This window comes from Micromonospora sp. NPDC007230, from assembly GCF_042869115.1.
Classification (GTDB): domain Bacteria; phylum Actinomycetota; class Actinomycetes; order Mycobacteriales; family Micromonosporaceae; genus Micromonospora.
This window is the reverse complement of record NZ_JBIAFE010000006.1, coordinates 166,727-193,195: the sequence shown is the minus strand read 5'-3', so window position 1 is coordinate 193,195 and position 26,469 is coordinate 166,727. Positions and strand designations below refer to the sequence as shown.

Annotated in this window: 24 protein-coding genes, 1 tRNA gene and 1 pseudogene; 10 read left to right on the top strand and 16 right to left on the bottom strand. The window is 72.9% G+C overall.

What is annotated here, in order from left to right; all coding sequences use genetic code 11:
• Positions 1-130: 130 nt before the first annotated feature.
• Together rfaE2 and ACFYML_RS11315 are read left to right on the top strand one after the other, a co-directional pair.
• Positions 131-1,987, top strand: a complete 1,857-nt coding sequence (gene rfaE2 / locus ACFYML_RS11320; RefSeq protein ID WP_387420466.1) for a D-glycero-beta-D-manno-heptose 1-phosphate adenylyltransferase — start codon at positions 131-133, stop codon at positions 1,985-1,987.
• Positions 1,984-2,868: a glycosyltransferase family 2 protein gene (locus ACFYML_RS11315; protein WP_387420465.1), complete on the top strand. Its 885-nt coding sequence runs from the start codon at positions 1,984-1,986 to the stop codon at positions 2,866-2,868. Before rfaE2 ends, ACFYML_RS11315 begins: the two co-directional genes overlap by 4 nt.
• A gap of 41 nt (positions 2,869-2,909) precedes the next feature.
• On the opposite strand, the gene ACFYML_RS11310 is transcribed toward ACFYML_RS11315, so the two are convergent.
• From ACFYML_RS11310 to ACFYML_RS11300, 3 genes are read right to left on the bottom strand one after another with little or no spacing between them, the layout of a single operon-like run.
• Positions 2,910-4,016: a glycosyltransferase family 9 protein gene (locus ACFYML_RS11310; RefSeq protein ID WP_387420464.1), complete on the bottom strand. Its 1,107-nt coding sequence runs from the start codon at positions 4,014-4,016 to the stop codon at positions 2,910-2,912.
• 7 nt (positions 4,017-4,023) lie between these two features.
• Entirely contained in the window at positions 4,024-4,563 is a 540-nt protein-coding gene (locus ACFYML_RS11305; protein WP_387420463.1) for an Hsp20/alpha crystallin family protein, read from the bottom strand.
• Entirely contained in the window at positions 4,560-5,063 is a 504-nt protein-coding gene (locus ACFYML_RS11300; protein ID WP_387420462.1) for a DUF2231 domain-containing protein, read from the bottom strand. Before ACFYML_RS11300 ends, ACFYML_RS11305 begins: the two co-directional genes overlap by 4 nt.
• Positions 5,064-5,227: 164 nt before the next feature.
• Here ACFYML_RS11300 and ACFYML_RS11295 point away from each other — a divergent pair, with 164 nt between their 5' ends.
• From ACFYML_RS11295 to ACFYML_RS11280, 4 genes and pseudogenes are all read left to right on the top strand, one after another.
• On the top strand, positions 5,228-5,845 hold the full coding sequence (locus ACFYML_RS11295; protein WP_387420461.1) for a pyridoxamine 5'-phosphate oxidase family protein: 618 nt from the start codon (positions 5,228-5,230) through the stop codon (positions 5,843-5,845).
• Between the two features lie 130 nt (positions 5,846-5,975).
• Positions 5,976-6,425, top strand: a pseudogene (locus tag ACFYML_RS11290) (SRPBCC family protein); the annotation flags it as partial.
• 267 nt (positions 6,426-6,692) lie between these two features.
• Positions 6,693-7,070: a PadR family transcriptional regulator gene (locus ACFYML_RS11285; protein ID WP_387420460.1), complete on the top strand. Its 378-nt coding sequence runs from the start codon at positions 6,693-6,695 to the stop codon at positions 7,068-7,070.
• Between the two features lie 2 nt (positions 7,071-7,072).
• Entirely contained in the window at positions 7,073-7,744 is a 672-nt protein-coding gene (locus ACFYML_RS11280; protein ID WP_387420459.1) for a hypothetical protein, read from the top strand.
• Between the two features lie 122 nt (positions 7,745-7,866).
• On the opposite strand, the gene ACFYML_RS11275 is transcribed toward ACFYML_RS11280, so the two are convergent.
• Entirely contained in the window at positions 7,867-8,379 is a 513-nt protein-coding gene (locus tag ACFYML_RS11275; RefSeq protein WP_387420458.1) for a hypothetical protein, read from the bottom strand.
• Positions 8,380-8,728: 349 nt separating this feature from the next.
• Between ACFYML_RS11275 and ACFYML_RS11270 the strand changes: the two genes are divergently transcribed.
• Complete coding sequence (locus tag ACFYML_RS11270; RefSeq protein WP_387420457.1) at positions 8,729-9,241, top strand: NUDIX domain-containing protein; 513 nt, start codon at positions 8,729-8,731, stop codon at positions 9,239-9,241.
• Between the two features lie 41 nt (positions 9,242-9,282).
• Here ACFYML_RS11270 and ACFYML_RS11265 read toward each other — a convergent pair whose 3' ends face one another.
• Both ACFYML_RS11265 and ACFYML_RS11260 read right to left on the bottom strand, forming a co-directional pair.
• The gene (locus ACFYML_RS11265) at positions 9,283-9,468 is read right to left on the bottom strand and encodes a hypothetical protein (RefSeq protein WP_387420456.1); all 186 of its coding nucleotides are present in this window, start codon (positions 9,466-9,468) and stop codon (positions 9,283-9,285) included.
• A 445-nt stretch (positions 9,469-9,913) separates the two neighbouring features.
• A tRNA-Thr gene (locus tag ACFYML_RS11260) sits at positions 9,914-9,987 on the bottom strand.
• A gap of 41 nt (positions 9,988-10,028) precedes the next feature.
• On the opposite strand from ACFYML_RS11260, the gene ACFYML_RS11255 reads away from it, so the two are divergent.
• Entirely contained in the window at positions 10,029-11,858 is a 1,830-nt protein-coding gene (locus ACFYML_RS11255) for a metallophosphoesterase family protein (protein WP_387420455.1), read from the top strand.
• Between the two features lie 97 nt (positions 11,859-11,955).
• On the opposite strand, the gene ACFYML_RS11250 is transcribed toward ACFYML_RS11255, so the two are convergent.
• The 6 genes from ACFYML_RS11250 to tmk form a co-directional block, all read right to left on the bottom strand.
• Entirely contained in the window at positions 11,956-12,795 is an 840-nt protein-coding gene (locus ACFYML_RS11250; RefSeq protein WP_387420454.1) for a stage 0 sporulation family protein, read from the bottom strand.
• A 509-nt stretch (positions 12,796-13,304) separates the two neighbouring features.
• Positions 13,305-13,973, bottom strand: coding sequence for a hypothetical protein (locus ACFYML_RS11245; RefSeq protein WP_387420453.1), 669 nt, complete (start codon positions 13,971-13,973; stop codon positions 13,305-13,307).
• Entirely contained in the window at positions 13,973-14,278 is a 306-nt protein-coding gene (locus ACFYML_RS11240) for a hypothetical protein (protein ID WP_387420452.1), read from the bottom strand. Before ACFYML_RS11240 ends, ACFYML_RS11245 begins: the two co-directional genes overlap by 1 nt.
• Before the next feature lies 1 nt (position 14,279).
• Positions 14,280-14,609 (bottom strand): YbaB/EbfC family nucleoid-associated protein, encoded by a 330-nt coding sequence (locus ACFYML_RS11235; protein ID WP_357442142.1) that lies wholly within the window; start codon positions 14,607-14,609, stop codon positions 14,280-14,282.
• A 121-nt stretch (positions 14,610-14,730) separates the two neighbouring features.
• A complete protein-coding gene (locus ACFYML_RS11230; RefSeq protein ID WP_387420451.1) occupies positions 14,731-16,068 on the bottom strand; it encodes a DNA polymerase III subunit delta' in 1,338 nt (445 codons plus the stop codon).
• Positions 16,068-18,218 (bottom strand): dTMP kinase, encoded by a 2,151-nt coding sequence (gene tmk, locus ACFYML_RS11225; RefSeq protein ID WP_387420450.1) that lies wholly within the window; start codon positions 18,216-18,218, stop codon positions 16,068-16,070. The genes ACFYML_RS11230 and tmk overlap by 1 nt, the downstream gene beginning before the upstream one ends.
• A 218-nt stretch (positions 18,219-18,436) precedes the next feature.
• Between tmk and ACFYML_RS11220 the strand changes: the two genes are divergently transcribed.
• Positions 18,437-19,645, top strand: a complete 1,209-nt coding sequence (locus tag ACFYML_RS11220; RefSeq protein WP_387420449.1) for an amino acid deaminase/aldolase — start codon at positions 18,437-18,439, stop codon at positions 19,643-19,645.
• A gap of 293 nt (positions 19,646-19,938) precedes the next feature.
• On the opposite strand, the gene ACFYML_RS11215 is transcribed toward ACFYML_RS11220, so the two are convergent.
• The gene (locus ACFYML_RS11215) at positions 19,939-20,514 is read right to left on the bottom strand and encodes a TetR family transcriptional regulator (protein ID WP_387420572.1); all 576 of its coding nucleotides are present in this window, start codon (positions 20,512-20,514) and stop codon (positions 19,939-19,941) included.
• 225 nt (positions 20,515-20,739) lie between these two features.
• Here ACFYML_RS11215 and ACFYML_RS11210 point away from each other — a divergent pair, with 225 nt between their 5' ends.
• Entirely contained in the window at positions 20,740-22,050 is a 1,311-nt protein-coding gene (locus ACFYML_RS11210; protein ID WP_387420448.1) for a D-arabinono-1,4-lactone oxidase, read from the top strand.
• Positions 22,051-22,134: 84 nt separating this feature from the next.
• On the opposite strand, the gene topA is transcribed toward ACFYML_RS11210, so the two are convergent.
• The 3 genes from topA to ACFYML_RS11195 form a co-directional block, all read right to left on the bottom strand.
• Entirely contained in the window at positions 22,135-24,957 is a 2,823-nt protein-coding gene (gene topA, locus ACFYML_RS11205) for a type I DNA topoisomerase (RefSeq protein ID WP_387420445.1), read from the bottom strand.
• A 324-nt stretch (positions 24,958-25,281) separates the two neighbouring features.
• Positions 25,282-25,893 (bottom strand): hypothetical protein, encoded by a 612-nt coding sequence (locus ACFYML_RS11200; protein ID WP_387271657.1) that lies wholly within the window; start codon positions 25,891-25,893, stop codon positions 25,282-25,284.
• On the bottom strand, positions 25,884-26,423 hold the full coding sequence (locus ACFYML_RS11195) for a hypothetical protein (protein WP_387271655.1): 540 nt from the start codon (positions 26,421-26,423) through the stop codon (positions 25,884-25,886). The genes ACFYML_RS11200 and ACFYML_RS11195 overlap by 10 nt, the downstream gene beginning before the upstream one ends.
• Positions 26,424-26,469: the final 46 nt, after the last annotated feature.

Below are 26,469 nucleotides of genomic sequence, written 5' to 3'. Positions count from 1 at the left end.
GGTTTCTCCTCTCCAGGGGTCCCCTCCATCCGTGCCCGGGCACAAGCGGGCGAAACCGGACGCCCGGCGTGGCCCCCCGGACCCCGCACGGGCAGGTTTGACGGGAGCGGCTCGGGGGACCCGACGAAACATGGCAGGAGCAGCAGCCGAAGAGCGCCGGCTCGCCACCGTCGTGGAGAGCTGGCAGGGGCGCCCCGTGCTGATCGTCGGGGACGCCATGCTGGACGAGTGGCGGTTCGCGGAGTCCGAACGGCTCTGCCGGGAAGCCCCCGCCCCGGTCCTCACCCTGCGCCGCCGTACGTCCGCCGCGGGTGGCGCGGCGAACACGGCGGTCAACGTCTCCGCCCTCGGCGGCCGGGCCGTGCTGGTGTCGCCGGTCGGCGCCGACGCGGCCGGCGACGAACTGCACGACTGCCTCGACCGCGCGGGCGTCTGGGACCGTACGGTCAACCAGACCGGACGGCCGACGCCGGTGAAGCGGCGGATGCTCGCCGGCAACCAGATCCTGCTCCGCGAGGACTCCGGTGAGCCGGAGGACGCGCTCGACGACGACGGGGTGGCCCGGCTGCTCACCGCGCTGCACTGCGCCACCGAGGAGCTGAAGGCCGTCGCCGCCGGCCGGCCGCTCACCCTGGTCGTCTGCGACTACGGCCTGGGCGCGCTGCCCCGGGCGGTCCGCGCCTGGCTGGTCGCCAACCGGGACCGCTACGCCACCGTGGCCCTCGACGCGCACGACCTCGCCGACTGGCGCGGCCTCAACCCGACCGTGGTGACCCCGAGCTTCGCCGAGGCCACCCGGCTGCTGGCCCGGGCCGCGGTCGGCTTCGGCGGCGGCAGCCGTACCGCCGCGCGCGGCACCACCGCCGGTGACCTGCACCTGGACCACCCGGCCGACCCGGCCGACGGCCCGTCCGAGCTGGTCGTCGGCGCGGCACCGGGCGGGGCGGGCGAGCGGACCGCCGGCACCCCGCACCCCACCTCCGGAGCGCCGTCGGTCGGCCACCCCGGCGCGGCCGGCCCCGGACCGACCGGGGAGCCGACCCCGGGCGAGGAGCGCGTCGCGCTGACCGGGGACGGGCTCAGCGTGACCGGCACGGGCGTCACCGTGAACGCGGCGGCCGGCGAGGGCGTGGACCGGGCGATGCTGGCCGAGTCGCGCCTGGCCGAACTGCGCGCGCACACCGGCGCGGACGTGGTCGCGGTGACCCTGGACACCGAGGGTGCGGTGGTCGGCGGGGCCGACGGCGAGCCCCGGCGCAGCCACAGCACCCCGGTCCCGGCCAGCCATGCCGTCGGCGCGGGAGACGCGTACCTGGCGGCGATGACCCTGGCGCTGGCAGCGGACGCGAGCCTGCCCACCGCCGCCCAGCTCGCCCAGCTCGCCGCCACCATCACCGTCTCCGACACCGGCACCTGCGTGTGCCGACGGGAGGACCTGCTCGACGCGCTGGGCAGCGGGCCGGAGCAGACCGGCCATCCGAGCCTGGTCGGCGCCGAGGAGCTGACCGCGATCGTCGAGGAGCACCGCCGGGTCGGACGCTCGATCGTCTTCACCAACGGCTGCTTCGACGTGCTGCACCCGGGGCACGTCCGCTACCTGACCCAGGCCCGCGCGCTCGGCGACCTGCTGGTCGTGGCAGTGAACTCGGACGAGAGCGTACGGCGGCTCAAGGGGCCGGACCGGCCGGTCAACCCGGTCGAGGACCGGACCGCCCTGCTGGCCGCGCTGGAGTGCGTCGACCACGTGGTGGTCTTCGAGGAGGACTCCCCGGCGGCGCTGATCGAGGCGGTCCGCCCGGACGTCTACGTCAAGGGCGGCGACTACCCGCCCGAGATGGTCCCGGAGGCTCCGCTGGTGCGCCGGCTGGGCGGGCAGGTGCGCACCCTCGGGTACGTGCCGGACCGTTCCACCTCGGCGATCATCGACCGGATCCGGGCCCAGTCGGTCACACCCACCGTCGGCCGAAGCACGGGCAGGCCGGCGTGAACCGACCGCTCGACCCCGGCACGCCGGACGGTTTCCGCCGGCCGCGGCAGCTGGACGTGCTGATCCCCACCCGCAACCGGCCGGCCGAGCTGGCGGTCACCCTCTCCGGGCTGGCCGCCCAGGAGGGCGTACCCGACTTCGGGGTGGTGGTGAGCGACCAGTCCGACGACGGCCCGGCGTACGCGCACCCGGCGGCGGCCACCCTGGTCCGGGCGCTGCGGCACCGCGGCCACCCGGTGCTGCTGACCCGGCGGCTGCCCCGGCGCGGGCTGGCGGAACACCGGGCGTACCTGCTGCGCCAGTCCACGGCCCGGTACGTGCTCTGCCTCGACGACGACGTCTGGCTGGAACCGGGCACCCTCGCCCGGCTGCTCACCGCGATCCGCGAGCTGGGCTGCGGGTTCGTCGGCAACGCGGTGCACGGCCTCTCCTACGCCGACGACGTCCGCCCCGAGACCCACGCGCACTACGAGGAGTGGCCCGGCCGGCCGGTCCCCGAGCGGGTCCGCCCGGGCACGCCGGAGTGGGACCGGGCGGCCATCCATCCGGCGGCGAACCTGCTGCACGTGACCGAGAAGCTGCGGCTGCCGGCGGGGGCCTGGCGCGCGTACAAGGTCTCCTGGATCGGCGGCTGCGTGCTCTACGACCGGGCGAAGCTGATCGACTCCGGCGGCTTCGAGTTCTGGCGCCGGCTGCACGAGAAGCACCAGGGCGAGGACGTCGCCGCCCAGCTCGCGGTGCTGGAGCGGCACGGCGGTGCCGGGGTGCTGCCCAGCGGGGCCTTCCACCTGGAGTCGCCGACCACCGTCACCGAGCGGGACGTGGAGGCGTGGGAGGTCGTCCTCATCGACCAGCCCTCGGACACCCCGCAGCCGGCCTGACCGCTGGCCCGCCGCATGGCGGGCCCGGCGCGCCGCGCCGGTCAGTCCGCCAGCAGTTCGCGGGCCGCCTCGACCACCTCGACGGCCGGCACGTCGGCCACGAACGAATCCCGGTGCGGGCAGTCGCCGTCGCCCGGGCGGTGCGGGTAGATCCCCGGGGTGCAGTCGACGCCGCAGACCGGGCAGTGCGTGGTCCAGGAGGCGATCGGGCGGTGCCGGGCCCGTAGCGGCGTGGCACCGTTGATCAGGTTGCCGATCCAGTAGACGCCCACGGTGGGCGCGCCGACCGCGGCGGCCAGGTGCAACGGCCCGGTGTCGTTGGACACCACCAGCGCGCAGCCGGCGTAGCAGGCGGCCAGCCCGCCCAGGCTGAGCGTGCCGACCTGCGGGCGGACCGGGACGCCGGCCGCCACGACCACCGCGTCCACCGTCTCCCGCTCGGCGGGAGTGCCGGTGACCAACACCTCGTACCCGTCGCCGACCAGCGCGCGGGCGACCTCGCCGAAGCGGTCCGCGGGCCAGCGCCGCCGGGTGTCGGTCGCGCCCGGGTGCAGCGCCACCCGGGGCCGCTCCGGCACGCCGAGCACCTGCCGGGCCTCGGCCCGATCGGCGTCGGTGACCGCCAGCGCCGGGGTGATCGTGGTGGCCGACGCCCCGACCAGGGCCACCACCTCCAGGTAGCGGATCACCTCGTGCTGGTAGTAGACGTACCGGATCCAGCGATCCAGCGGCGGCGCACCCTCGGCGCGCAGCCCGGCGGTGAACCGGGCGCCCAGCCCGGCGACCAGCGGGTTGGAGTTGGCCCCACCGCCGTGCAGCTGCACCGCCAGGTCGAACCGCTCCGCGCGGGCCGCCGCCAGGAAGTCCGCCAGCTCCGCCGGCGGCTCGTCCGGCCCGGCGTCGCGGATGCCGGGCGCGGGCGGCACCACCAGCACCCGGTCCACCGGGCCGGGGCGGTCGCGCCAGAGCACCGCGTGCCAGGGCGCGCCGAGCAGCACGAGCTCCGCCCCGGGGTACGCGGCCCGCAGCGCCTCCAGCGCCGGCAGGACGAAGATGAAGTCACCGAGCGCGTTCGCCCGCAGCACGGCGATCCGCTCGACGTCGGGTACGCGCTCGCCGACCGGGCCGAGCACTGACGGGGTGGTCACGCGACCCCTACGGCCGGTCGATCTCGTCGACCGTGGTGTCCGGGTGGTGCAGCTCCCGGTCCGCGGCCGGGTCGGCCAGGGTCCGCGTACCCACGATGGCGGGGCGGGGGCCGGTGCGGCCGACGGTGATGGTGCGCGGCGTGGGCCGGGCCGCCCGGGGCAGCCGCACCCGGAGCAGCCCGTGGTCCATCACCGCGTCGATCCGGTCGGGATCCACCCGGGACGGCAGGTCCACCCGGTACTCGAAGCCGCGCGTCTCGAACCCGCCCTGGATGCCGTGGTCGGCGTTGACCTCCGCCTCCGAGCGGGCCCGTACGCACAGCTCTCGGTCGTCCAGCTCGACCGCCACCTCCTCCGGTGCCACGCCCGGCAGCCGGACGACGACCTCCCAGCCGTCGGCCGCCTCGCCCAGCTCCACCTCCGGCGGGCCGGCCCGGCCACCGACCAGGCGGCGCAACTCGGCGCGCAGCGACTGGAGCTCACCCATCGGGTCCCAGCCCTGCTGGCGGCCGCGCCAGAACCCGCGTCCACCGGACTGTTCGGTCATCGCATGTCTCCGATCCGCTCGGGTGTCGAGGGGCGCAGCGAGCTCGGCGCGTTCAGGTCGGCCTCCGGGTCGACGCCCACGCCCAGCCGGTCCACCAGCTCGCCGCCGAGCCAGGCGCTGATCCCGAGGAGCGCCACGGCGACCACCTCGATGGCCAGCAGGGCGCCCCCGGCGGCCCGGTACTCGGCGTTCAGCCGGACCACCCAGACCGCGGCGAAGAGCAGGATCACCGCGATGTTGGCGCCCGCGTGGGCGAGGCCGACCCGCTTGGCGCGGGTGCCGGTGGGCAGGGCCAACAGGTCGAAGGAGCCGGCCACCGCGGCCAGCACGCCGCCGATCAGGCCGACCAGGATGTTCCAGTACGCGGCCTCACCGAGGAAGCTCGGCCCGCCCACGGTGTCGACCACGTCGAAGATCAGCGCGGTGACCAGGAGCGCCACCGGGAACATCACCAGCATCGGGTGCACGGGGTGACCGAGCACCTTCAGTCGGCTCTCCATCGGGCCTCCATCGGTCGCGTCCGGGGCGGCTGCGGATCAAGCCGTACCCGGCCGGCCCGGGGGCAAACCTCACGTTCGACGCGCGCGCCTAGGCTGACCATGGCGGAAACCGGCCGGTCGCGGGCCGGAAACGCCATCGACGTCAACGGACGGGGGAGGAATACGTGACCGTAGAGATCACCTCACCGGAGGAACTGCGCGAGCTGCTGGGTACGCCGAACCAGCGGGCGCTGGCCAAGGAGCGCACCGTGCTGCACGCGCGGGACCGGGAGTGGCTGGCCGCCTCGCCGTTCTGCCTGGTCGCCACCGCCGGCGCGGACGGCAGCTGCGACGTCTCCCCCAAGGGCGACCCGCCGGGCTTCACGCTGGTGCTGGACGAGGCGACCATCGCCATCCCCGAGCGGCCCGGCAACCGGCGCGCCGACGGCTACCGCAACATCCTGGCCAATCCGCACGTCGGGCTGATCTATCTGGTCCCCGGCCGCACCGACACGCTGCGGATCAACGGGCGGGCCCGGCTGGTCCGCGACGCGCCGTACTTCGCCGACATGGTGGTCAAGGGACACCGCCCGGTGCTGGCGGTCGAGGTGGCGATCGAGCAGATCTTCTACCACTGTGCGAAGGCGTTCCTCCGCTCCCAGCTGTGGCAGCCGCAGACGTGGCAGCCCGACGTCCTGCCGTCCCGGGCCCGGCTGGTCAAGGAGGTGGAGGCCCCGACCGAGAGCCTCGCCGACCTCGAACGCCACTACGGGCCGCACTACGTGCAGACCATCTACTCCTGACCCCGCCGCTCACCCCCGGGTACCGGCGGCTCACCGGACCGCGAGGACGGCTGAGCCGGCCGTCTCGATTCAGCGCCTCCCCAATGGGTACGGATCTGAGTACGGACGTCAGAACGACGAGGAGGAATCCATCACCACCAAGGTCGAGAAGTCCATCGAAGTCGACGTGCCGGTCAGCACCGCGTACAACCAGTGGACGCAGTTCGAGGAGTTTCCCCGCTTCATGGGCGGTGTGCACGAGGTGCGACAGCTCGACGACCAGCGGATGCACTGGATCGCCGAGATCGCCGGCGTGAAGCGCGAGTGGGACGCCACGGTCCTCGAGCAGGTGCCGGACCGGAAGGTGGCCTGGGCGGCCACCAGCGGCGCCACCAACGCTGGCGCGGTCTACTTCCAGCCGATCGGCACCGGCCGTACCCAGGTCCGGCTCTGCATGGAGTACGAGCCGGAGGGGCTGGTCGAGCAGTCCGGCGACAAGCTGCGCATCGTGGAGAAGCGGGCCGAGGCCGACCTGGAGAAGTTCAAGTCGTACATCGAGAGCCGAGGCACCGCGACGGGCGCCTGGCGCGGCACCATCGACGAGGGCCGTACCCTCGGCACGCCCGGCGTGGAGTACGCCGGGTCCTCACTGGGTGACGACGGCAGGCCCCGCGCCTCTGAACGCTGACCATTCACCTTGCCGGAGCGAGCCCGGCGGGCCGGCCCTCGGTCGTGCCCGCCGGGCTCCCTTCGTCGCCTCCCCCTCTCGCGCCTTGGACGGGGTGGCGGCAACGGATGCCTGTCCTCAGGTGAGCACGCCTTCCACAGGTATTTGACGACGCATAATAGCGGCAGTATTGTGCGACGCATGGTAGCGGTCGACTCCGAGTCCTCCGCCGGCGGCGATCGACAGACACAGTTGCTGCGCGGCGCCCTCGACATGTGCCTACTCGCCTTGCTCGCAAAGGAGGCAACACACGGTTACGAGCTGGTCCGTCGACTCGAGGCCATCGGCTTCGAGGGGGTCGGCTACGGGACGATCTATCCCCTGCTGACCCGGATGCGCCGCCTCGGCCTCGTGGCGGACGAACTACAGGCCAGCCCGACCGGACCGCCCCGCAAGGTCTACGCGCTCACCGCGACCGGGCACGAACGCCTGCACGAGTGGCGGCGGCAGTGGACGCGGTTCGTCGACACCGTCAACACCGCCCTGACCGACACGACCGCCGACAGCACAAGGAGCTGATCGTGGACCTTATCGACGAGGCCATCGCGACTGCTGAACGGGAATGGCGTGCCTACGGCGTGCACCGCCAGGATCGGGTGGCGCTCGCCGCCGATCTCCGGCTGGAACTGCAGTCGGCCGCCGCCGACAATGTCACGCCGGAGCAGCTCCTCGGCGCCGACCTCCGCGACTTCGCCCGCCGGCTCGCCGACGAGGCCGGCGTACGGCGCACCCGGTACGAGTACGGCCGCGTGGTGCGCACCGCGTTGACCGGCGCGGTACTCGGCGCCTGCGTCGGCATGCTCCTCCTGATCCTCGTGTACCCGCTCCTCGTCGCCTGGATCGACGCGCCGCGCGGATTCCGGATGCCCATCCTGCTCGCGGTGCTGCTCTACTACGGCACCGCGGCCGCGCTCGCGGCCGGCGGCGCGGTCATCGCCGTACGAACTCGACTGGGTGACCTCCCGAAGATCCGGCAGACCGGGAACGCCATGATCGTGCTGCTGCCGATCGCCGGGGCGGTCGTCACGCCGATCACCATGGGGTTCGCCAAGGTGGCCGGCTACAGCACCCACCCGCTCATCGTGGCCATCGAGGCGGTGCTCGTCACCACCGCCGTCGCCGGCGGCATTCTCCTCGCCCGCAAGTGGGCCCTCCGCGACCACGGCCGCCAGTCGGCACAACTGGCGGCGTGAGATCGGCCGGAGCCACCGCAGCTGCATGATCAAGCTTGCGTAACGGCGGACCGAATCGACCGACCACGTGCAGGCGGCTCTCGGTCCCTACGTATGGCAGCCCGGCCCAGCGTCCGGCCCGGCTAACCGGTCGGACGTCGTCGCCGAGCGACGACGACCAGTCCAGCGCCGAGAAGTGCCAGCACCCGACCGGCCGCAAACCACCAACGACCCGACGACTGCCCCGGCGCAGGTGCCGCCGCGACAAGCGTCGGGGTCGCTGCCTCCGCCCACGGTGTGGCCGACAACCGGCGAATCCCCGTGCACAGCCCGGTGGTGCCGTGGACGGAGTTCACCCGGTACCTGGCACCGGTAACGAAGTCGTAGCCGCAGCTGGCCTCGCCGCGGGGCACGCCCAGCCCGAGCGTGGCCGCTGCCCCGAGGCTGCCCTTCTCCACCGACTCGACCGCGAGCTGGACCCCGGTGTCCGTCACCTCGGTGACCGTGCCGACGACGATGAGGTCGGCCTTCTCGTCCTCCTGGTCCGGACGCAAGGCGCACGAGCAGGCCCAGGCGGGCGCAGCCGGTGAGACGACCACGACGAGGCCGAGGCTGAGAGTGGCCAGAGCGAACAGCACCAGGGCACGCAGCTTCATAACGACACCGACGCACGCGAAGCTTCCCGGGTTCCGCCAGTCATCGGCATGCATCGCAGCACAGGCCGGCCGGCGACGTGATCGACCTCGGGCAACGGCGAAGCCCAGGCCGTTGACCTGGGCTTCCGTACCGGGCCGCCTGACGGAATCGAACCGTCGACCTACGCATTACGAGATCAAGTTGTCCGCCCCGCGGACCTGGGCACATGCTGGTCTAGCAGCGGAAACACGTCTCGACATCTCACACCACTCCCCGCCGTCCGCCGACCTCTTGCGGACCAGATCCGGACGCCTGCGCGTCCCCTTTGGCTGGGGCGAGCTTGTCCTATCCCTCTGCTCTAATCCCGCCATGCATGTCGTCGTCACAGGCGCACTCGTTGAAAACGGCGCGGTCCTGCTGGTACACCGCAGGCCGACCAAACGGGCATACCCAGATGTCTGGGATCTGCCCGGGGGGCAAGTCGAAGCGGGTGAGTCGGAACTACAAGCCCTCGCGCGTGAGATGCACGAGGAGCTCGGTGTTCGCATTGTGGCGGAGTCCGCTTCACGGTTGGGCGTCTTGCATGCCGGCAGTGGTGAGGACGCCCTTCACGTGGGCGTCTGGCAAATTGGAGACTGGGTTGGCTCTCCCACCAACCGTGCACCTGATGAGCATGACGACATCGCATGGGTCGAGATCAGCGAGCTGGGCGGCCTTCCCCTCGTGCATGGCGTCTTGGCGGCAATGGTTCGTTCTCTGCCGGAGTTTGAGTGCGCCCGCAGGCACTCAGATGTCACCGACTGCAACCAGGACGACCGAGCAACCAAGGCCGACTGTCGTGCATGTGCTGGGACGGATTCGTCAAGCAGGTGGTGGGACTAGACAACAGGCACCGAACCACGGAGCAGCGTCGAGTGGTCCGACTATGCGATGCCCCTGGCAAACAGCGCCACCACAGTCGGGTTGTGCGTGCTGAGGCCGATTCGCTGGGCCCAACGCCCGAGGCCGACCAGTCCGATCTCGTGGGCCTCTTGTTCGGTGACGGCCGCGACGACCGCGCTCAGGGTGATCGCACGATCGCCAAGTGTCGAGATAGCGATCGGGTTCACACGTGGGTCATCCGTGTCGCCCTCACCCTCGCACCAAGTAGGCGGCACTCCGGCGTACTCCACTGTCATGACCCACGTCAGGGTGGCGGCTGATTCCATGGCTGTCCTTTTCCGCTTCGTCCTCGCACCTTCCGCCGAACACAACCCTGGCGTGGGCGCAGCAGGGACCTGTGTCGGGGATCTGTGTCGGGTCAGAACTTGGGCTCGACCGGCGAGGCTGGAGGTCCTCAGATCCGTAGGTCGCCACATCATGGCTGCCGGCCCCGAAGATCAGGCGCGGGATGCGTGCCCAGTAGCAGGCCATGAGGCACATGGGCCAGGGTTCGCTCCTGGGACAGCATCCCGCTTTCGGCAGTTTCGTACGTGGAGGTGGCGGCCTGGGCGGCGAGGTTGTCGACCTCGGGAAACGGCGAAGCCCAGGCCGATGACCTGGGCTTCCATACCGAGCCGCCTGACGGAATCGAACCGTCGACCTACGCATTACGAGTGCGTCGCTCTAGCCGACTGAGCTAAGGCGGCAACGATCGTCAAGTGTACGGCACACCCCGGCCCGGAGCCGAATGGGATCCCCACTCTCGCCGAACCGGACATCGAGGAGAAGTTCGGTCGTTCGCCGGACAGCGCTCGCACGCGGGCGGGACTACCCTGCGGCGGTGAGCGATGATCAGGTACCGCCGCAGCCGCCGCTCCCCGAAGCTCATCCCGGCGAGCGGGCGACCCGCCGGCCGCGCAGCCTCGACCCGCTGGAGCTGGGGTTCACCCCGCGTAAGCCGGTCCCGTGGCTGGCGCCGCTGCTGCTGATCAGCACCGGCCTGCGTACCCTGCTGGCGATGCTGTTCGGGGCGTACCTGGACAAGCGGGAGCTGCAGAACGCGTTCGGCGACGGCACGTTCCGGCAGGTCGGGCCGGATGGCGGGCTCTGGCTGGACTACGTGGCCGACCTGGGCGACGGCTTCGACGCGACGTATTCGGTGGCGTACCTGCTCGCCCAGCCGGAGTTGGAGGTCGACGGGCACCGGCTGCCCCGGGCGCAGACCCTGGTGATGGGGGGCGACCAGGTCTACCCGTCGGCGGCCTACGAAGCGTACGAGGACCGGTGCAAGGGGCCGTATCAGGCCGCCCTGCCGCTGGCGCCGCCCGAGCGGCCGACGCTCTTCGCGGTCCCCGGAAACCACGACTGGTACGACGGCCTGACCGCCTTCCTGCGGCTGTTCGTCCGGTCCCGGGACCGGCACTTCGCCGGCTGGGGCACCGGCCAGTCCCGCTCGTACTTCGCCGTGGAGCTACCCGCCGACTGGTGGCTGCTCGGCATCGACGACCAGTCCGGGTCCTACCTGGACGACCCGCAGCTCACCTACTTCGACGAGGTCGCCCGGAAGCTCACCCCGCGGTCGAAGGTGATCCTGGCGGTCCCGGCGCCCACCTGGGTCAAGGCCGCGGACCATCCCACGGCGTACGACTCGATCGACTACTTCATCCGTACGATCATCGCCCCGACCGGGGCGCAGGTGCGGCTGTTGATCTCCGGCGACCTGCACCACTACGCCCGCTACACCGGCCCCGAGCGGCAGCTCATCACCTGCGGGTCCGGTGGCGCCTATCTCTACCCCACACACATGCTCCCGGAGCGGCTGGAGGTGCCGCCGCGGGACACGCTGTCCCGCCGCGCCAGCCGCACCCGCGAGTACGACCTGGCGGCCCGCTACCCGGAGAAGGCCCGCTCCCGGCGCTACGGCTGGGGCATCTTCGCCCGCCTGCCGTTCCGCAACCCAGGTTTCGCGACCCTGCTCGGTACGCTGCACACCCTGCTCATGCTGGCGATGGCCGGGGTGACGGCGAACCAGGTGGGCACGACCGAGCAGCGGCTGCTCAGTGTCCCGCTGGTGATCATGCTGGTGGTGACCATGCTCAGCGCGGCGTTCTTCGCGAAGCCGCCGAGCGCCGGCGGGAAACGGCACGCCCGGCACTGGATCCTCGGCGTGAGCCACGGGCTCGCCCACATCGCGCTGGCCGCCGGCGGCACCTGGCTCTGGCTGAAGCTGCCCTTCTACGACTGGCCGTGGCCGCTGCCGGCGGTCGCCGCAGCCGTCCTGTACGGGCCGGTGATCGGGCTGGTCGCCAGCCAGTTGGTGGCGCTCTACCTGCTGGTGGCCGGGTCGTTCGGGGTGAACGTCAACGAACTCTTCGCCGGCCAGGGCATCGAGGACTCGAAGGCGTTCCTCCGGTTCCGGATCGACCCGGACGGCACGCTGACCATCTACCCGATCGCCGTGGACAAGGTCTGCCACGCCTGGCAGTTGAACCCGGACCAGTCCCCCACCGCCTCCTGGCTGACCCCCCGGGTCCCGCTGACCCCCCGCCTGGCCGAACCCCCCATCGTCCTCCGCTGACCGCCCACCCCCAAGCGGCGTTGATCATGAGGTTGGCGGCGCCGAAAGAGACGACTTCGCCGCTAACCTCATGATCGACATGGGTCAGACGGCGCGGTCAGGGGGTGTAGTGCTGGTCGTGGGCCTGGCGGGGGGCGCAGACAGAGGCGCGGCTGCACGAGCAGCGGGAGCCGTCGGCGTCCAGGCGGACGGTGACCGAGTCCCGCGGGACGCTGTGGCCGACCACCTTGCCGTCCCCCTCCGGCGTGGAGACCCGGCTGCCGATCGCCGGGGCGGACTCCTGGAACCGCTGGTAGAGCGGATGCTCGTACTTGAGGCAGCACATCAGCCGGCCGCACGCGCCGGAGATCCGCAGCGGGTTGAGCGGGAGATCCTGGTCCTTCGCCATCCGGATGGTCACCGGCTCGAAGTCGGTGAGGAAGGTGGCGCAGCACAGATCCCGGCCGCAGGAGCCGATCCCGCCCTGGACGCGCGCCGAGTCGCGGGCGGAGAGCTGCCGCAGCTCGACCCGGCAGTGCAGCGTCGCCCCCAGGTCGCGCACCAGCGAACGGAAGTCGACCCGGTGCGGCGCGGTGAAGTAGACGGTCGTCCGGTCGCTGCCGGTGTCCGGCGTACCGGGCACGTGGTCGACGGCCACCACCTTCATCGGCAGCCCGTGCTCCCGGATGAGCCGCTTGGCGGCCACCTTGGCGTCCGCCTTTCGCCGGCGCAGCAGCTCGTCGCGGCGCAGGTCCTCGTCCTGGGCCAGCCCGGCCAGCTTGGGCGCACCGGCGGTGTCCTCGTCGACCCACTGCGCGGCCCAGACGCACTCGGCCACCTCGGGCCCCTCGTCGGTGGGCACCAGCACCTTGTCGCCCACCTGCGGGCGCAGCTCGCCCGGGTCAAGGTAATAGAGGCGCCCGTACCGGTTGAAACTGACCGCGCAGAGCATGCCCATGGCCACCACCCTACGACGCCGTGCGGTTTGCCGGCCGCCCAGCCGTCGCCGTCCGGTCACCCGGCGCAGCGATCCATTGTCGGCTCGACCGAGCCGGTGCCAACCCGCCGTGTGGTTGATCCTCGCCCGGACGGCTGAAAGATGAGGCCACCGGAGGACAAACGGCGACCGACCGCGTTGAGTGAAGACAGACCTGCGGGGGGTGCAGGGGAAGCCACGGCGTCGCCGCCGGAGCCCGGCCACGGCCGGTACGGCGCGCGGCGCCGTGGGCTTGCGCCGGGGGCTCATTTCGGCACTCCGCTCCGCAGAACGGTCCGAGCCCCGGCCGCGTCGATCAGTGCGCACCATCGCCGCAGCCTCGGCCGGGGATCGAATTGTGAGCAGTGCCGTCACGAGGCAACATCGCACTGAGCCTGCTGATCCGCTCGCTTCGTTCGCTCATGCCGGCACTCCGCTTCGCTGCGTGCCGTCATGAGGCACCATCGCACTGAGCCTGCTGATCCGCTCGCTCAGTGGCCGATCCGGGTGGTGCCGCCGTAGCGGGGCCCCCCGGACACCCGCTCCCGCCAGGTCGTCTCGGCCAGGCTCGGCGCCCACTGGCGCAGCAGCGTCTCCGCGCCGTCGTACGCCACCCCGAGCACACCCAGCACCCGGACCGCGATCTCCGCCGCCGCCAGTGCCCCGGTCGGCCCGCCGTCCGCACCCGGCCGCCCAGCGGCGTGCACGGTGACCGCCTCGGCGGAGCGCAGCACGTCGGCCAGGGCCCGGGCCAGGGCGAGCCGGCTCCCCTCCACCCAGTCGGCCAGCGCGTCGGCGTATCCGGCGGTCGACTCCAGCCGCCCGACCAGGCTCTCCGGCCCTTCGTCGAGGTGGCGGAGCAGGGCGCCGCGGGCCTCGTCGTACGCCGCGGCGGCCGGCCCGGACCAGGCGACCGGGTCGGCGAGCAGGGCGGAGGCGTCGTCGTATCCCCGGACGAGCCGGCGCACGGCGTGACCGGCGTCGGCCAACGGCGCCGGATGCAGCTCAAGGAACTCGCGGACGGCCGCGCCGGGGAGCACCTGCATGCGGCGCAGCAGCGGCCAGAGCCGGTGCCCCTCCGGTGCGCCGCCGGCGAGCAGCGTGTCGACCCGGGCCAGCAGATCGAGGCCCGGCTCGGCGAGACGGTCCAGGGCGTCCATCACGCCTCCCGGCGGAGCCGGCGCCCGGCGGACTCGTCGGTGGCCGCGTACCGGTCCGCGGCGCTGCGGAGCGCGGCCGCAGCGGCGGACAGCCGGGTCGCGGCGGCGCCCGCCTCGCGGGCCCGGTCGCCGGTGGCGCCGGTCCACTGCCGGTGCAGGGCCCGGCCGATCTCGCCGGGCCGGCCCTCGGCGTGCGCGCCGAAGGCGGGGTGCGGCGGGTCGGTCGCGGTCACGGTGCGGGCCAGGGTGGCGAGGGTGGCGCTGGCCTCCTCCAGGCGGGCGGCCAGGGCGTGCAGGGTGTCCATGTCAGGCTCCCGCCAGCGGCCGGTACGCCGCGAAGGTCTCGTTGTGCAGCTTCTCCCGGGCCCACTGCGCGGCGTCGGCTGCGGCGGTCACCGCGGCCTGCACCGAACCGGCGACGTCCCGGGGGTTGCGCTGGTGCAGCGGGCCGAGGAAGCGCACGCCGGTGATCCGCCCACCGGCGGTCACCACCACCTCGACCAGCCCGTCGGGCGAGCGGACGGTGACCTCGACCGTCGACACCGCCTGGTCGAACTCGGCCTGGAGGGTCTCGATGCGCCGGTAGCGCCGGACCGCTTCCTCGATCCAGGCCTCGTCGATCTCGCCCCGTGGCATCGGTGGACTCCTCCCGGCTGGCCCTCACTGAGCGTGCCGCCACCGTCACCACGGCACACCGGACCGTACCGCACGTCAATCGCGCCTGTCGATGCCCTGTGGACAGCGCCGGAAAGCTCGCCTAGCCCTTCCAGAGGGCGAGCATCATCGCCTCCACCGCGATCCGCGGCTTGACGTTCGCCTCGATCGCCGCCCGGCACTCCAGCACGGCCTCCAGCCGGCGCAGCGCCCCCTCGGCGTCCCACTTCTGGGCGCCGGCCTCGGCCAGCGCGGCGGTGTCGGTGTGCACCGGGGCGACCGGTGCCCGCAGCGCCACGGCGAGCGCGTCGCGATAGAAGCCGGCCAGGTCCACCAGAGCCCGGTCGAGCGCGTCGCGCTGGGCCCGGGTGGCCCGCGACTTCTGCCGCTTCTCCAGGTCCTTGAGCTGGCCGGCGGCACCCCGCATGGCCCCCGCCGCGCCCCGGCCGGTGCCGCCCGCGCCGAGCGCGGTCTGCAGCGCGGCCCGTTCCGCCTCGTCGATCTCGGCGACCGCCGCCGCGGCCTCCGCCTCGGCCGCCTCGATCAGCGCGGACGCGGCGTCGAACGCCGCACCCACCCCGGTCAGCCGGCGCGGCACGGCGAGCACCGCGTCGCGGCGCTGTCGGGCCTCCGGGTCGCGGGCCAGCCGCCGGGCCCGGCCCACGTGCCCCTGCGCGGCCGCCGCCGCCCATTCGGCCACGTCGGGCGCGATGCCGTCCCGGCGTACGAGGACCTCGGCCACCGCGCCGGCCGGCGGCTGGCGCAGCGGTACGACCCGGCACCGGGACCGGATGGTCACGGAGATGTCGTCCGGGTGGGTGGACGGGGCGCAGAGCAGGAACACCGTCCGTGGCGGCGGCTCCTCGACTGCCTTGAGCAGCGCGTTGCCGGCCGCCTCGGTGAGCCGGTCGGCATCCTCGATGATGACGATCTGCCACCGCCCGCCGGACGGTGTGCTGGCCGCCCGGAGCACCAGGGCGCGCATCTCGCCGACGCCGATGGACAGCCCCTCGGGCACCACCAGCCGGACGTCGGCATGGGTGCCGGCCAGCGTGGTGTGGCAGCCGGGACACTCGCCGCAGCCGGTGCCGTGCACGCACTGCAACGCGGCCGCGAAGGCGCGCGCGGCCACCGACCGGCCCGAGCCGGGCGGGCCGGTGAAGATCCAGGCGTGGGTCATCCCCGCGCCGGGGTCGCCGCCGGCCGCCGCACCCGGTCCGCCCGGCGGACCGGCGCCGGGGATCGGTTCGGCGTCGAACTCCTCGGCGAGCGCGTCGAGTTCGTCGTAGGAGTCGCCCGACCCGGCGCCGATCGTCGGCCCGGCCGGGCGGGCCGCCGGGACGGCGGCGGCCCGCAGCAGGGCGGCGGCCGAGGCGGCGGCGTGGCGCAGCGTCGCCACGGCCTCGTCCTGCCCGACCAGGTCGGCGAAGACGTCCGCCATCAGGTGGGGCGCTTCATGGTCACCAGCTCCGCGTCGGATAACTCGGGCTGGACCGTGGTGTCCGGGCCCTGTGCCGGGCGGGGGTGCACAATGCGGGCCGGATCGCCCAGGATCTCCTCCACCCGCCGGGCGACCGCCTCGGCGATCTCCTCGACCGGCCGGGCGGCGTCAAGCACCAGGTAACGCTTGGGGTCGGCGGCGGCCAGGTCGAGGAACGCGTACCGGACCCGCTCGTGGAACGCGATCGACTCGGCCTCCAGCCGGTCGGCGCCCTGGTTACGGGAACCGACCCGGGACAGGCCGGTGTGCGGTTCGACGTCGAGCAGCACCACCAGGTCGGGCTTGAGCCCGCCGGTGGCCCACGAGGAGAGCCAGGAGACCTCCTGCGCCGGCAGCGTACGACCGGCGCCCTGGTAGGCGAGGGACGAGTCGACGTACCGGTCGCTGATCACTACGGCGCCTCTGGCCAGCGCCGGCCGGACCACGGTGGCGACGTGGTGCGCGCGGTCGGCGGCGTAGAGCAGCGCCTCGGCGCGCGGCGACGGGGCGTCGGCGCCGGCGGTCTCCAGCACCAGCGAGCGGATCCGCTCGCCGACGGCGGTCGCCCCCGGCTCCCGGGTGACCACGACGTCCCGCCCCTGGCCGCGCAGCCGTTCGGCGAGCGCGGCGAGCTGGGTGGACTTGCCGGCGCCCTCGCCACCCTCGAAGACCACGAAGAGACCGCTGGAGACGAAGGGCTCGGCGGGCATCAGCGGGCGGCCCCGGATCGAGCCCCACAGGTCGGCCAGGACCGGTACGCCCTTCTTGTCGTCCATCTGGCCGAACGCGCTGATCCCGGCGAAGATGCCGGCGGCACCCGCGACGAGCAGCAGCAGGCGGGTCGAGGAGACCGAGATGCCCAGGTCGGCGATGGCCAGCTGGCGCGAGCCGCCGACGCCGACCAGGAGGCTGCTCAGCGCGATGGCCAGGATCAGCACCAGCCGGGTGCCGATCTGCACCACCGCGAAGACCCGGCCGCGCAGCTCGTCGGCGACCTCGCCGCCGAGCAGGGTGGTGCCGGCCAGGAAGGCCATGCCGGCGCCCGCACCGACCAGGATCGCGCCGAGGATCGCCATGGACAGGTGAATGGCGAAGGCGAGCACCAGCACGGACGCGCTGGCCAGCACGATGCTCATGCCGAACCAGCGGCGCCGGGACATGTCCCGGACGATCATCGGGCCGGCCCCGATGCCGATCGCCAGACCGATGAAGATCGCGCCGAAGAGCAGGTAGAACGCGGCGTCACCGGCGCCCAGCGAGGCGGCGAAGAACTTGGCCGTGCCGACCACGATGCCGCCGCCGGCGAACGCGCCGAAGATGCCGAGCACCAGGCCCCGGACCAACGGGGTCTGCCGGATGAACGTCCAGCCCTCGGCGAACTGCCGCGCCATGCTCTGCTCGGTGGGCTCGCGCTCGCCGGTGCGGGTCCGGCTGATCTCTCTGATCCCGAAGGCGACGACCAGCGCGGTGGCGAGCCGGGAGAACGAGTTGACCCAGAGCGCAAGCTGCGCCGGCTCGGCCCAGTTCGGCAGCCCGCCCCCGACCAGCCCGCGCACGCTGCGGTCGAGCACCGCGGCGACGATGGCGGCGCCGATCGGGGTGATGCCGTACGTGGTGATCAGGGTGAGCTGGTTGGCGGTCTCCAGCCGGGCGCGCGGGATCAGGTTGGGGACCGCGGCCTCCTTGGCCGGGATCCACATCAGGGTGATCGTCTCGATCAGGAAGGTGGCGATCGCGGCCCAGGTGACCACCAGGGCACCGCTGGCGCCGGTCAGCGCGTAGAGCGGGATCGAGGCGAAGAGCACGAAACGCAGGACGTCGCAGATGACCATGGTCCAGCGCCGGTCGAACCGGTCGGCGAAGACGCCGGCCACCGGGCCGAGCAGCAGGGCGGGCAACAGCCGGATCGCGATCAGCGTGCCGAACGCCGCGCCCTTGGCGGTGTCGCCGGAGACCTGAGCGGCGGCGAAGACCGAGGTGGCGAGCAGGCCGAGCCAGTCGCCGAAGGAGGCGACGCCCAGCACGATCCAGAGCCGGCGGAACGGCCGGATGCGCAGCACCGAGCGGATGGCGGCCGCTGCGGACAGGTCAGCCTGCGCGGGCGACGACACGCCGGGCGACTCGCCGTTCTTCTGGCTTTTGATGGCCGTACCTCCACGTGCCGGCCCAGAGTTGGGCATCCCCGGTGCAACACTCTAGTCGCGGCGAGAAGCGCCCCCCTCTGCGACATTCGCCTGCTCGCCGAGCCTAGGCCGCCGGGGCCACCGCCCGCAGCCCGGACATACGCGAGGGTATTTCGCATTGACTCCCAGACAGTTAGCGTGCAGCCGTGGCCACCGACAGTGACAGACTTCGCGATCGCCTCGACCGGGCGACCGCCCACCTCGACCCGCCGTACGCGGTCGTCGACCTCGCCGCCTTCGACGCGAACGGGGACGCGCTCGCCCGCCGGGCCGCCGGCAAGCCGGTCCGGGTGGCCAGCAAGTCGGTCCGCGCCCGCGAACTGCTCAGCCGGGTGCTGGGGCGCCCCGGCTGGCGCGGCGTGATGGCGTTCACCCTGCCCGAGGCGCTCTGGCTGGCCCGCGCCGGGGTCAGCGACGACGTGCTGGTGGCGTACCCGACCGCCGACCGGGGCGCGCTCGCCGAGTTGGCCGCCGACCCGGCGCTCGCCGACGCGGTGACGCTGATGGTCGACGACGCCGGTCAGCTCGACCTGGTCGACGAGGTGTGCCCGCCCGGCCGCCGGCCACCGGTGCGGGTCTGCCTCGACCTGGACGCCTCCTGGCGACCGCTCGGCGGGCGGGTGCACGTCGGCGTCCGGCGGTCCCCGGTGCACAGCGCCCGGGCAGCCGGCGCGCTCGCCCGCGCCGTCGCCGGCCGGCCCGGCTTCCGGCTGGTCGGCCTGATGTCGTACGAGGCGCAGATCGCCGGCCTCGGCGACGCCCCGCCCGGGCAGGCGGTGCTGGGTACCGCGATCCGGGTCGCCCAGCGCGGGTCGTACCGGGAACTGCTGGCCCGCCGGGCGGCGGCGGTCGCCGCGGTACGCGAGCACGCCGACCTCGAGTTCGTCAACGGCGGCGGCACCGGCAGCGTGGCCGCCACCAGCGCCGACCCCGCGGTCACCGAGGTCACCGCGGGATCCGGCCTGTACGGGCCGACGCTCTTCGACGCGTACCGGGCCTGGCGCCCCACTCCGGCGGCATTCTTCGCCTGCGCGGTGGTCCGCCGGCCGGCGCCCGGGGTGGCCACCGTGCTCGGTGGCGGCTGGATCGCCTCGGGCCCGGCCGCCGACAGCCGGCTCCCCCGGCCGTGGTTGCCGGCCGGGCTGCGGCTGCTCGGCGCCGAAGGCGCGGGTGAGGTGCAGACTCCGGTGGCGGGCACGGCCGCGACGGCCCTGCGGGTCGGTGACCGGGTCTGGTTCCGCCATGCCAAGGCCGGCGAGCTGTGCGAGCACGTCAACGAACTGCATCTCGTGGACGGCGACAGCGTGGTCGCCATCGTGCCCACCTACCGGGGCGAAGGCCGGGCGTTCCTCTAGTCACGGGACGTGGCCTCGTGAAGCAGGACCTGGGCCGCCGGTCGGTGACGGCGGGCCCCGGCGCACCTCGGGCGCCCGCCGTACCTCGTGCCGCCCGGTCGCACCCAGGCGTCTTTCGCGTCCTGCCGCCCGGTCGCACCCGGGCGTCTTTCCCGTCGTGCCACCCGGTCGCACCCCGGGCGTCTTTCCCGTCGTGCCACCCGGTCGCACCCCGGGCGTCTTTCTCGTCGTGCCACCCGGTCGCACCCGGGCGTCTTTCCCGTCCTGCCACCGGCCGGGCCGGCGGCGCCCGCTCAGCTCTGCTGAGCGACCTCGGTCCGGGCGTCGACCTGCCGGTGCAGGTACTCCCGGATCAGCGCCTTCGCCTGGGAAAGCACCCGCTCGTCGCCCTCGGGCTTGCGCCGGAACGCCAGCTTGATCAGAGCGTCCGCGGCCTCGACCGCGATCTCCAGATGGAACCGGAGGTCGGGCACATCGGCCAGACCGAAACGCTCGGCGAGCACGCGGGCGAGCTGATCGGCGATCACCCCGTTGTTGTCCCGCTGCTCATCCAGCAGGTGCAGGTCGACCACGTCGCCGAAGTGCAGGGTACGGAACCCCGGGATGGTGCGGTGCATCGTGATGTACTCGTCGATCGCCGCGTCGACGCCGTCCCACCAGTGGGTCAGGTCGTCGGAGGCGAACCGCTCGTCGAGCCGCTGGAGATAGGACTCCATCGTGCGCAGGGTCAACGCCTGCACGATCGCCCGCTTGTCCGGAAAGAACTGGTAGACCGACCCGATCGCCACCTCGGCGCGCTCGGCGAGGAGAGTCGTGGTCAACCCCTCGTACCCCACCTCGTCGACGAGCTCGGCACAGGCGTCCAACATCCGCTGGACCCGCGCGACACTTCGTCCCTGCACCGGCACCCGGCGCAGCGGCCCGGTCGTGGCGGCTGGTGTGGACACTCGGCGCCACCCCCCTTCGACGGAAGAACATATCTACAAGTCACGAGACCGTGACTACCGGTACAACGAGCGTGTCGCGTTTGCGGTATTTACCAGGCACAACGTTCCTGATATGAAGTCAGTTCATATTCATGTCGAGGAGCGTCCATGGCCGGCACGCCACCAGCCGCCTGGTCCAACTGGGCCGGCAACCAGCGCAGCACCGCCACCCTGGTGGCGCGTCCCCGGACCGTCGACGAGGTCGCCGCGGCGATCCGCGCCGCCGCCGACGCCGGCCGGACGATCCGGACGGTGGGCAGCGGGCACTCGTTCACCGGGACGGCCCTCACCGACGGGCACCGGCTCGAACTGACCGAACTGGACACCGGCGTCACCGTCGACACCACCCGCCGACTGGTCACCGTACCGGCCGGGATGACTCTGCACACGCTCAACGACCTACTGGCCGCCCACGGACTGGCGCTGCCCAATCTCGGCGACATCGACGCGCAGACCGTGGCCGGGGCGCTCGCCACCGGCACCCACGGCACCGGCGCGAAACTCGGCTGCCTGTCCACCTTCGTCACCGGGCTGACCCTGGTCACCGGCACCGGAAAGGTGCTGCGCTGCTCCGCCGACGAGCACCGCGACGTCTTCGCCGCCGCCCGGGTCGGGCTCGGCGCGGTCGGCGTGCTGGTCGAGGTCACCCTGCGCTGCGTGGACGCTTTCGTGCTCCGCGCGCACGAGCGGCCGGCGGCGCTCTCCGCAGTGCTGGCCGACCTGCCCGGGCTCGTCGAACAGCACGACCACGTCGAGTTCTACTGGTTCCCGTACACCGCCCGGGTGCAGGTCAAGACCAACGACCGGGTACCCGCCGACGACCGGCCGCTGCCCCGCTGGCGGGGCTGGCTGGACGACGAGTTCCTGGCCAACACCGTCTTCGCCGGGGCCTGCCGGCTGGGCCGCGCCGTGCCGGGACTGGCCCCCGGGATCAGCGCCGTCTCCGCCCGAGCGCTCACCGAACGCACCTACACCGGTCGCTCCGACCGGGTCTTCTGCACGCCACGCCGGGTCCGCTTCGTGGAGATGGAGTACGCCCTGCCCCGCGCCGTCCTGCCGGCCGCGCTGGACGCGCTGCGGCGCATCGTGGACAACCTGCCGTTCAAGGTGCTCTTCCCGGTCGAGGTGCGGTTCACCGCCGCCGACGACATCTGGCTCTCCCACGGATACGGACGGGACTCGGCGTACCTCGCCATCCACCAGTACGTGGGCATGCCCTTCGAGCCCTACTTCCGGGCGTTCGAGGAGGTGGCCACGGAACTGGGCGGACGGCCGCACTGGGGCAAGCTGCACTACCGGGACGGGGCGTCGCTCGCGCCCGCGTACCCGAGGTTCGCCGACTTCCTGGCCGTCCGCGACCGCCTCGACCCCGACCGCCGCTTCGCCAACCCCTACCTGAACCAGGTCCTCGGCGACTGAATCCGCTACGGACCTGACGACATCGGCGGATCACCGGCCGGGTGAATCGTTCCCGACATCAGGTCCGTAGCGGGCGGCGACAGGTCACTCCGTGGAGGTGGACGCCTTGCGGGGGGCGGCCTTCTTCGCCGGGGCCTTCTTGGCCGTGGTGGCCTTGGCGGTCGTCGTCTTCTTCGCGGCGGTGGACTTGGCGGCGGCGGTCTTCTTCGCCGCCGCCTTCTTGGCCGGGGCCGCCTTCTTCGCCGCCGCCTTCTTCGGCGCCGGACCCTTCGCCCGCTTCTCGGCGAGCATCTCGGAGGCTTCCTCCAGGGTCAGCGCCTCCGGGGTCTGCCCGCGCCGCAGCGAGGCGTTGGTCTCCCCGTCGGTGACGTACGGTCCGAACCGCCCATCCTTGATCACCAGCGGCTTCTCGGTGAGCGGGTCGGCGCCCATCTCCCGCAGCGGCGGCGCGGCGGCTCGGCGCTGGCGGGTCTTCGGGGCGGCCAGCAGCGCGAGCGCCTCGTCCAGCGTGACGGTGAACATCTTCTCTTCCGAGTCCAGCGAGCGGAACTCGTCACCACGCTTGACGTACGGGCCGTAGCGGCCGTTGTTGGCGAACACCTCGACCCCGTCCGGGGCCACCCCCACGAGCCGGGGCAGGCTGAGCAGCTTCAGCGCCTCGTCGAAGGTGAGTGTCTCGGGCGACTGCGACCGCAGCAGCGAGGACTTCCGCTCGCCGCTGGCCACGTACGGGCCGAACCGGCCGGACTTCAGCACGATCGGCTCGCCGGTAGCCGGGTCGTCGCCGAGCTTTCGCTCGCCCGCGCCGCCGAGGAACAGCTCGTGCACCTTCTCCGGGGTCAGTTCGTCCGGCGCCAGCCCCTCGGGGATCGGCGCCCGGTCGCCCTGGGCGCCGCCCTCCTCGCCCTCACCGGTGGGTGCGGGCTGCTCGCCCGGTAGGGCCCGCTGGAGGTACGGCCCGTACCGGCCGACCCGGACGACGACCTCGCGCCCCTCCTCGTCGGTGAAGAGCGGGATCGAGTTGACGCTACGCGCGTCGATCTCGCTGAGGTTCTCCGTCACCAGCTTCTTGAGGCCACCGGCGTGGGCGATGTCCCGGTCGCCGGCGCCGTTGGCGCTGCCGAAGTAGAACGCGGTGAGAAAGTCGACCGCGGCGTGGTCGCCGCCGGCGATCTCGTCCAGCTCGTTCTCCATGCTGGCGGTGAAGTCGTAGTCGATCAGGCGCGGGTAGTGCCGCTCCATCAGCCCGATCACCGCGAACGCCAGGAACGACGGGATCATCGCCTGGCCGCGCTTGACGACGTACCCGCGGTCCTGGATGGTCTGCATGATCGACGCGTACGTCGACGGGCGGCCGATGCCCAGCTCCTCCAGCGCCTTGACCAGCGATGCCTCGGTGTAGCGGGCGGGCGGCTGGGTGTGGTGGCCCTGCGCGGCCAGTTCCTCGGCGGTCAGCGGCTGGTCCTTGACCAGGGTGGGCAGCCGCCGCTCGGCGTCCTCGGCCTCGGCGTTCTCGTCGTCGCTCGACTCCACGTAGGCGCGCAGGAAACCGGGGTCGGTGATGGTCTTGCCGGTCGCCCCGAAGTCGGCCTCCTCCTGCGCGGAGGAGACCGCGCGGATCCGCACCGAGACGCTGGAGCCGACCGCGTCGGTCATCTGCGAGGCGATGGTGCGCCGCCAGATCAGCTCGTAGAGCTTGAACTCCTCGGCGGACAGCTCCTTGGCCACCTCGCCCGGGGTGCGGAAGTTGTCCCCCGCCGGGCGGATCGCCTCGTGCGCCTCCTGCGCGTTCTTCACCTTGCCGGTGTAGCGGCGCGGCTCCGGCGGCACGCTGCGCTCGCCGTACAGCTCGACGATCTGCCGGCGGGCCGCCGCGACGGCGGTCTCCGACAGGTTCACCGAGTCGGTACGCATATAGGTGATGTAGCCGTTCTCGTACAGCCGCTGCGCGGTGCGCATCGTCTGCTGGGACGAGAACCGCAGCTTGCGGGCCGCCTCCTGCTGCAGCGTGGAGGTGATGAACGGCGCGTACGGACGGCGCCGGTAGGGCTTCTCCTCGACCCGGGTGACGGTGAACGGCCGCCCTTCCAGCCGGGCCGCCAGGCCCCGGGCACCGCCCTCGTCGAGGTGCACCACGCCCGCGCCGGCCCGGACCCGGCCGGTGGTCGGCTCGAAGTCCTTGCCGGTGGCGATCCGGTCGCCGTTCAGCGCGATCAGGGTGGCGTTGAACGCGCGCGGCCCCTCGCCGTGGTTCGCCACCGCGAGGGTGGCCAGGATGTCCCAGTATTCCGCGGTGCGGAAGGCCATCCGCTGCCGTTCCCGCTCGACCACGATCCGGGTCGCCACGGACTGCACCCGGCCCGCCGAGAGCTTCGGCATGACCTTCTTCCACAGCACCGGGGAGACCTCGTAGCCGTAGAGCCGGTCCAGGATGCGCCGGGCCTCCTGCGCGTCGACCAGGTCGCGGTCGATCTCCCGCGGGTTGGCCACCGCGGCCTGGATGGCCGGCTTGGTGATCTCGTGGAAGACCATCCGCTTGACCGGCACCTTGGGCTTGAGCGTCTCCACCAGGTGCCAGGCGATCGCCTCGCCCTCGCGGTCCTCGTCCGTCGCCAGGAAGATCTCGTCGACCTCCTTGGCCAGCTTGGTCAGCTTGCTGATCTGCTGCTTGCGGTCCGGCGAGACCACGTAGAGCGCGTGGAAGCCGTTGTCGACGTCCACGCCGAGCCGCGCCCACGGCTCGCCCTTGTACTTGGCCGGCACGTCGGCGGCGTTGCGGGGCAGGTCCCGGACGTGGCCGAAGCTGGCCTCCACGACGTACCCCGGGCCGAGGTAGCCCGAGATCGTCTTGGCCTTCGCCGGTGACTCGACGATGACCAGACGGGTGGTTCCAGCGTTGCTCGGCACGTCTCTCTCCGACCTCACTCCTGCTCTATGCCCGTTTCGGGCCGCATTGCACGCCCGGACGACCGGTGGTCCGGATGTCCAACGTAACGCGCCGTCCGCGGTCCGGGTTTCGTGGGCCGCAAACACTCAGTTCGGGCGACCCACCGGCCGGTTCGCGCGGCGGCACCCGCCGAACGGCGCCACCGTACACCGTGGGTAGGGCGTCGAGTGGGTCACTGTGACGATCACGCACCCACGGCGGAGGAGGCACCCTCCGTTTTCCTGTGCGAACGACCGCGCGGAGGTGTCCGGGATCGGACAGCCGGCGGGGTTGCGCGCCACCGGTCAGCCGCCGGCACCCGGCCATCCGGCCGCCGGCGCCGCCGGTGGGCGGTCACCCACCAGCTCGGCCAGCCGGGCCATCCGCCGCCGGCCGGCGATCCGGTACGCGGGTCCGCCGTCGGCCGGCTCCACGAACGCCGCCGGCAGCCCCACCGCGGCCAGCGCGGCGCGTACCCGGGGCCAGCACTCCTCGTCGGCCGGGCCCAGGCCGAGCTGGCAGCCGGCCGGGTCGACCGCCCCGGCGGCGGCGAGCCAGAGCCGCAGCCGGCGCCCGTTGAGGTGGAAGCCGGCCGGGACCTGCTTCGTCGTGCCCCGCAGCCAGGCCGTCGCGAGCGGGGCCAGCGTGGTCGCGTACGCGGTGCGCACCAGGTGCCGCCCGTCCTCGGTCGGCTCCCAGCTCGCCGGCACGCCCCGCGCCGCCAACTCGGCCACCAGCGCGTGCACCCGCCAGGCGGCGTCCACCACCACCGAGATCCGGGCGGTACCGCCCATCCGCACCACCTCTCCCGGTCCGGCGAGCAGACCGGCCAGGTCCGCCAGGGCCGGGTCCGCCGCCTCGGTGGAGAACAACGAGGGCTGGCGGACCGGGTCGGGGGAAGGGTGCGTCAGCGACACTCCGGGACCTCGTCGAAGGCCTCTTTGAGCTCGGACGAGTTGAGCTTGCTGGTGTCCAGCGCGCTCGCGTCGTACTCCTTGTTGAGCGTGTCCACCGCGGCCCGCACCCCGTCGTAGAAGGGCCCGGCCTGCGCGGTGTCCAGCCCGTCGATGGTGCCCCGGGCCCGGCCGTACGCGTCCCGCATCTTGCTCAGCGAGGCGCGGAATCCGGCGGAGATCTCCTCGCCGTGGTCGGTCTCCGGCACGCCGGCCTGCTCGACCTTGCGTCGGGCGGTCTCGCTGGCCTGCTCGGCCCCGGCGAAGAGGCGGACCAGGTTCTCCTTGGCCTGCGCCGGGGTGGTCTGCGCGGTCATCTGCTGCTGGGTGCTGCTGGTCAGCTTGTTGATCTCCGCGCGCCACGGGGTGAGCGCCTGGCAGACCGACGCGGCCCAGGCCCGGGGGCTGGGACCGCCGCACCCGGCGACGACGAGGCTGAGCGTGGCCAGGACCACCGTGAGCTTTCCGGCGGTTGCCGCCCCGCGGGTACGCATGCGAAGCAGCGTACGGCCTCCCGGTGGAAGTGCCACCGGTCAGGTT

What these genes read in the sequence shown, in the direction of transcription:
- rfaE2 (WP_387420466.1), top strand. Translation starts at nt 131, where the DNA reads ATGGCAGGAGCAGCAGCCGAAGAGCGCCGGCTCGCCACCGTCGTGGAG.
- ACFYML_RS11305 (WP_387420463.1), bottom strand. Translation starts at nt 4,563, where the DNA reads ATGACCGAACAGTCCGGTGGACGCGGGTTCTGGCGCGGCCGCCAGCAG.
- ACFYML_RS11300 (WP_387420462.1), bottom strand. Translation starts at nt 5,063, where the DNA reads ATGGAGAGCCGACTGAAGGTGCTCGGTCACCCCGTGCACCCGATGCTG.
- ACFYML_RS11285 (WP_387420460.1), top strand. Translation starts at nt 6,693, where the DNA reads ATGGTAGCGGTCGACTCCGAGTCCTCCGCCGGCGGCGATCGACAGACA.
- ACFYML_RS11275 (WP_387420458.1), bottom strand. Translation starts at nt 8,379, where the DNA reads ATGAAGCTGCGTGCCCTGGTGCTGTTCGCTCTGGCCACTCTCAGCCTC.
- ACFYML_RS11270 (WP_387420457.1), top strand. Translation starts at nt 8,729, where the DNA reads ATGCATGTCGTCGTCACAGGCGCACTCGTTGAAAACGGCGCGGTCCTG.
- ACFYML_RS11255 (WP_387420455.1), top strand. Translation starts at nt 10,029, where the DNA reads ATGGGATCCCCACTCTCGCCGAACCGGACATCGAGGAGAAGTTCGGTC.
- ACFYML_RS11250 (WP_387420454.1), bottom strand. Translation starts at nt 12,795, where the DNA reads ATGGGCATGCTCTGCGCGGTCAGTTTCAACCGGTACGGGCGCCTCTAT.
- ACFYML_RS11245 (WP_387420453.1), bottom strand. Translation starts at nt 13,973, where the DNA reads ATGGACGCCCTGGACCGTCTCGCCGAGCCGGGCCTCGATCTGCTGGCC.
- ACFYML_RS11240 (WP_387420452.1), bottom strand. Translation starts at nt 14,278, where the DNA reads ATGGACACCCTGCACGCCCTGGCCGCCCGCCTGGAGGAGGCCAGCGCC.
- ACFYML_RS11235 (WP_357442142.1), bottom strand. Translation starts at nt 14,609, where the DNA reads ATGCCACGGGGCGAGATCGACGAGGCCTGGATCGAGGAAGCGGTCCGG.
- ACFYML_RS11230 (WP_387420451.1), bottom strand. Translation starts at nt 16,068, where the DNA reads ATGGCGGACGTCTTCGCCGACCTGGTCGGGCAGGACGAGGCCGTGGCG.
- ACFYML_RS11215 (WP_387420572.1), bottom strand. Translation starts at nt 20,514, where the DNA reads ATGTTGGACGCCTGTGCCGAGCTCGTCGACGAGGTGGGGTACGAGGGG.
- ACFYML_RS11210 (WP_387420448.1), top strand. Translation starts at nt 20,740, where the DNA reads ATGGCCGGCACGCCACCAGCCGCCTGGTCCAACTGGGCCGGCAACCAG.
- ACFYML_RS11195 (WP_387271655.1), bottom strand. Translation starts at nt 26,423, where the DNA reads ATGCGTACCCGCGGGGCGGCAACCGCCGGAAAGCTCACGGTGGTCCTG.